The organism is Steroidobacter sp. (assembly GCF_016790065.1).
Lineage (GTDB): Bacteria > Pseudomonadota > Gammaproteobacteria > Steroidobacterales > Steroidobacteraceae > Steroidobacter.
This window is the reverse complement of the sequence record NZ_JAEUPY010000906.1, coordinates 1-4,872: the sequence shown is the minus strand read 5'-3', so window position 1 is coordinate 4,872 and position 4,872 is coordinate 1. Positions and strand designations below refer to the sequence as shown.

Below are 4,872 nucleotides of genomic sequence, written 5' to 3'. Positions count from 1 at the left end.
TGGTGGTTGAGGACAACCAGAATCTAGTCGTCAACCTGTTCGGCTATCTGGAGCCACGGTCGTATGTTTTGGATGTGGCGCGCGATGGCGGCGCCGCGCTCGAGTTGGCGTTGACGCAGCAATACGATGCCATCGTGCTCGATTGGATGTTGCCGAAGATGGACGGGTTGACCGTAGTGCGCCGACTGCGCGGAGCCGGCTCGACAGTGCCGGTGCTGATGCTGACCGCGCGCGAGGATCTCGATGACAAGATCTCTGGTTTTCGTGCCGGCGCGGACGACTATGTGACCAAGCCGTTTGCGCTCGCTGAGCTCGAGGTTCGATTGGAAGCGTTGATGGCACGCGCGCAAGGTCGCAAACAAATGCTGACGGTGGCGGACTTGCAGTTCAACATCGCAACTCGCGAGGTACGGCGGGGTGCGCGCGAGCTGCAGCTGTATTCCGCGATCAACAATCTGCTCGAAGCGTTGATGAAGGCCAGTCCCGCGGTGGTTCATCGCCAAGAGCTGGAGACTGTGGTGTGGGGAGAGAATCCTCCTGATAGAGACTTGCTGCGCGCTCATATCTACGAGCTACGCCGACGCGTCGACGGGCCATTCGCCGTCAAACTGATACAGACCGTACCGAAGCTCGGCTACCGAATCGTGGCGCCGGAAGAGGAGTCGGGGTGAGAGGTCGAAGCAGTCTGCGACAGCGGATCGTCGCCAGCGTGATGTGTTACACCTTGTTGATCTCCGCCGCTATCGTAATGCACGGCTACTGGGTCAACGAACAAGCCGAGCAGCGCGTGTGGGAAGGGATGCTCACTAGCGAGTTCGCTCGCTGGATGCAGCGGCACACCGAGCGCGGCGAACCCTGGCGCGATACGGATACTCTGCGGCTGTTCGGCGGCGACTCCGGAGTGCCGGTGCCTGCTGCTTTCGCACGCCTGACGCCCGGCGTGCACGATGAAGTGAGCCATGACGGCCGACTCTATGTGGTTCTGGTTGAAGAAGGGGCGCAGGCACACGCCGTCCTGGCTCTGGATATTTCAGAAATGGAGCGTCGCGAGTCGACATTGGCCGTGGCGATGCTGTTGTCCGGGCTTGCCGTGATCGCGTTTCTTGCAGGCATGACTTATTTCGGGGCGCAATGGTTGGTCAAGCCGCTGGCCTTGCTGAGCGCGAACATTCGTAACCTGCGTCCCGTGGCAAGAGATCAGCAGCTGGCCGTCGATGCGAACGATCCAGAGGAAATCCGTGTCATCGCTGCGGCGTTGAACGAGTACCTACGCAATATCGACCGCTACGTGGAGCGAGAGCGTTCCTTCCTGAATACCGCCAGTCACGAGCTACGCACGCCGATCGCGGTCATTGCCGGCGCCGCTGAAGTTGCCATCGAACAAGCCGACTTTGCGCAGGTCCGCCCGCATCTGGCTCGCATCCTGGCCACGTCGCGAAGCATGCAGGACTTGTTGGCGTTGCTGTTGTTGTTGGCAAGGGATCCAAAAAGATTACAAGCCAGTGCGACGCGAGTCGACCTGTCGCAATTGGTGCCGCACATCGTGGCCGATCATGTGCATCTCACTCAAGGCAAGGAGTTGTCGTTCGCCTACGGCGACATGCCGGCCGCGGAGCTGAATTTACCCATACCGATCGTGCAAGCCGCGGTTGGCAACTTGATACGCAACGCCATCGAAAACAGCGACCGAGGCACGATCAGGATCTCGATAAACTCAGATCGAACCTTGAGTATCGAGGATCCCGGGGCCGACATGTCCGCTACCGAGCGCAGTCAGTTGCATGCTCGGCTAGCCAGAGCCGGCGCTCACTCCAAAGACGGCATCGGGCTGGATTTGATTGCACGACTGTGTGAGCACTTGGGCTGGACGCTCAGGTTCGAGGCTGGCGTTACGGGCGGTACGGTCGCGAGCTTGAATTTTCAGGCAGGGAAGCACATCTCCGACTATCGTCTCAGTCCGGCGAGTACGTCGCTGGCCGTCGATCCAAACACCGTCTGCAGTCCGTCACGGAATGCGCTTCGCGCGCGAGCCAATAACGACTGAGCTGCGGTCACTCCGACGCCCAAGCGTGTGCCGATCTCCTCGACGCTGCGGCCCTCGATATATTTCCATTCCAGCACATCGCCGTACCGTTCCGGCAAGCCGTCCAGCAGTCCTTGCACGATCCGACGGGCAGCGTCCGCATCGTAGTTGTGCTGCGGGTCGACCGAGGCCGGTGCGGCAACGGACTCGAGTGCTTCGCGCATTCCAGGGGTGTCATCGATCAGCACCAGATTTTCTTGATGCTTACGATGGGCGCGCAGGTGGTCGACTATTTGCCGGCGACAGATCTGGCATAGCCAACTGAACAACGCTGCCTCGCCGCGAAACCCGGCAAGTCCACGCATGGCTTTGGACAACGTCGCTTGCACCACCTCTTTGCATGCCTCGGCGTCGTGGTTGAGCCGAGGCAGCGCGAATCGATAGATGCGTGGAAAGTAAGTCTCGAAAAAACGGCGAAACGCAGCTTCATCGCCGTCCAACATGGCTGCGATCAGTTGCGCATCGGTGCTTGCTTCGAGAGTCACGTTTGGTTTGGCTGACGCGCAGCGGCACTCTGCTTGGGCATCGAACCGCAGCATATGTCGGCTTCGGAACGGCGGCTGCCGATTGATCTACTTGGACTCGATGTGCCTAACCGAGACCGTCGGTGTAGCAGCCGCATTTTGTCGCCCGCGCGAGCGGGCGCCGTCGAATTGGCGACCCGGCAACCTACACCGAGCGATGTCAAAGATTTGTGAGATGGGGCCGGCTCGGCCGGAGATGAACAACGAGTTATTGAATAAATAATCTCAAATTGACATTGAATAATAAGTTGCTATATAGATAACAACGTCGAAACCGTGGGATGGCACCGGGCATCGACGACGCAGTGGCTACATCACACTGATTAGAACAATGGGAGATCCGGTCATGTTGCTTGGCTTCAAATGTGGCACTACCCAGGGTGCGCGTGGCCGCACCGCGCGGCTGCTGGCGCTGGCATCGGCGTCCAGTTTTGGATTCGTGACTTGCACTGTGTTGGCGCAGGCTGCAGGAGACAGCCTGGATATGCTGGAAGAAGTGGTGGTCACCGCGGAAAAGCAGGGGCGCTCGCTGCGCGAAACAGCCACCAGCGTGTCAGTGTTCGACGAGCAAGCGCTCGAGACCCAGCCTGGTCTCGCCGCGCTCAGCGATGTGATCACGCGCCTGCCCAACACCAGCAGTTTCGGCAAGAGCGGCATCGTACCCACGGTTCGTGGCGTAGACGGCACCGGCCCGGCGCTCGGTGCTACCGCATTCTTCGCGGGCACTCGCAATCGGCTCAATGTGCAGGTGGATGGCCGGGCGTTGAGCTACAACGAAGTCGCTTACGGCGATGCGCAGATGTGGGATGTTGCACAGGTGGAAGCGCTGCGCGGTCCACAGAGCACCTTGCAAGGTCGCAACGCCATTGGCGGAACCATTGCCATCAAGACTCAGGATCCCACGTATGAGTTCGGTGGCGCTGCGCGAGCGGTGTTCGGCAATCAGGATCTCCGGCAGGGCTCGATTGCATTGTCGGGACCGGTGGTGTCGGAGCAGGTGGCCGTGCGTTTCTCCGCCGACCATCGCGAGTACGACAGCTACGTAAAGATGACGTCGCCCACGGTCTATGGAAACAAAGAACCCGAGCACTACACCGCAACCACCCTGCGCGGCAAAGTGCTGATCGAGCCAGCAGCGCTAAGCCAACTGCGCGCACTGCTGACGGTCTCCTCGGTGTCCTTCGAAGGTCCGCAAGTGGAGCGTGTGCGTCGTCCGTTCGACGATCACATCAGCTCTCTGGGTGCCGGCGAACCGGTGCACAAGCCCAAGGCTGTGAATGGCACGCTCAGTACTTGGTGGACGTTCAGCGATGCGCTGGCGTTCGAGAACACGCTCTCCTATACGGACTTTCGTTTCCAGCGCTTCGCGTTGAGTGCGCCGGCGGAGATCAACGGCGACGAGTTCTCCTGGGAGCCGCGTCTGCGAGTGAAGTCCGGTAGCGGCAAGCTCAACGCGCTGTTCGGCGGCTATTTCTACGATGCCCAACAGTCGGAGACCATCAACTTCGGCGGCCCGAATTTCTATCGGGACGAGACTCAGACGATCGCACTGTTTGCCGAGGCCGATATTGCGCTGACCGACCAACTGAAACTCGTGGTCGGGGCACGCGGCGAACAGGAGGACCGGCTGCGCAACAACGTCGGCAATGCTCTGTTCCGAGTCAGTCTCGATGACAGCACGCGGGTGTTTTTGCCGAAGCTGGGATTGTCCTATCAGTTTGCCGACAAGACCAACGTCGGTTTCATCGTCTCGCGCGGGTACAACGGCGGCGGCGCCGGCTTTACCTTCGAACCTCCATTCGTCAACTTCGAGTTCGATCCCGAGTATGTGTGGAACTATGAGATTTACGCGCGTAGCGACATCGGGCGCGGCGTGTTCCTCACCGCGAACGTGTTCTATTCCGACTATAAGGACATGCAGATCCCGTTCGACAACAATCCGGATCCGGCATTGATGTCGCAAATCATCCTCAACGCCGACAAGGTCACCACCACCGGCGCCGAAGTGGGGCTGCGATGGCAGGTGGCCGATTCGTTCCGGATCTCGGCTGACCTCGGCGTGTTGGATACCAGCATCGACGCTCCAGCCGCGCCGATCGATGGTGGCGAGCTGGCGCGTGCCGCGAAGCTCACGGGCGGGCTCGGCTGGGTCTACGGTGGCGCGTCGGGATTCGAGCTGTCGATGGATGCTCGCTACTCCGGGAAATATTTCTCGGATGAGCTGAACGATCCACGCGGGCGCATCGATCCTTATTGGACCGCCAA

At 60.1% G+C, this 4,872-nt stretch carries 4 protein-coding genes; 3 read left to right on the top strand and 1 reads right to left on the bottom strand.

Annotated elements, in window-relative coordinates; translation table 11 throughout:
- Positions 1–2: 2 nt before the first annotated feature.
- The gene (locus tag JNL55_RS36255; protein ID WP_293866640.1) at positions 3–671 is read left to right on the top strand and encodes a response regulator transcription factor; all 669 of its coding nucleotides are present in this window, start codon (positions 3–5) and stop codon (positions 669–671) included.
- A complete protein-coding gene (locus JNL55_RS36250; protein ID WP_293866637.1) occupies positions 668–2,044 on the top strand; it encodes a sensor histidine kinase in 1,377 nt (458 codons plus the stop codon). The genes JNL55_RS36255 and JNL55_RS36250 overlap by 4 nt, the downstream gene beginning before the upstream one ends.
- On the opposite strand, the gene JNL55_RS36245 is transcribed toward JNL55_RS36250, so the two are convergent.
- A complete protein-coding gene (locus JNL55_RS36245) occupies positions 1,945–2,568 on the bottom strand; it encodes an RNA polymerase sigma factor (protein WP_293866634.1) in 624 nt (207 codons plus the stop codon). The genes JNL55_RS36250 and JNL55_RS36245 overlap by 100 nt on opposite strands.
- Positions 2,569–2,938: 370 nt before the next feature.
- Between JNL55_RS36245 and JNL55_RS36240 the strand changes: the two genes are divergently transcribed.
- A partial coding sequence (locus tag JNL55_RS36240) for a TonB-dependent receptor (RefSeq protein ID WP_293866631.1) occupies positions 2,939–4,872 on the top strand: 1,934 nt, incomplete at its 3' end.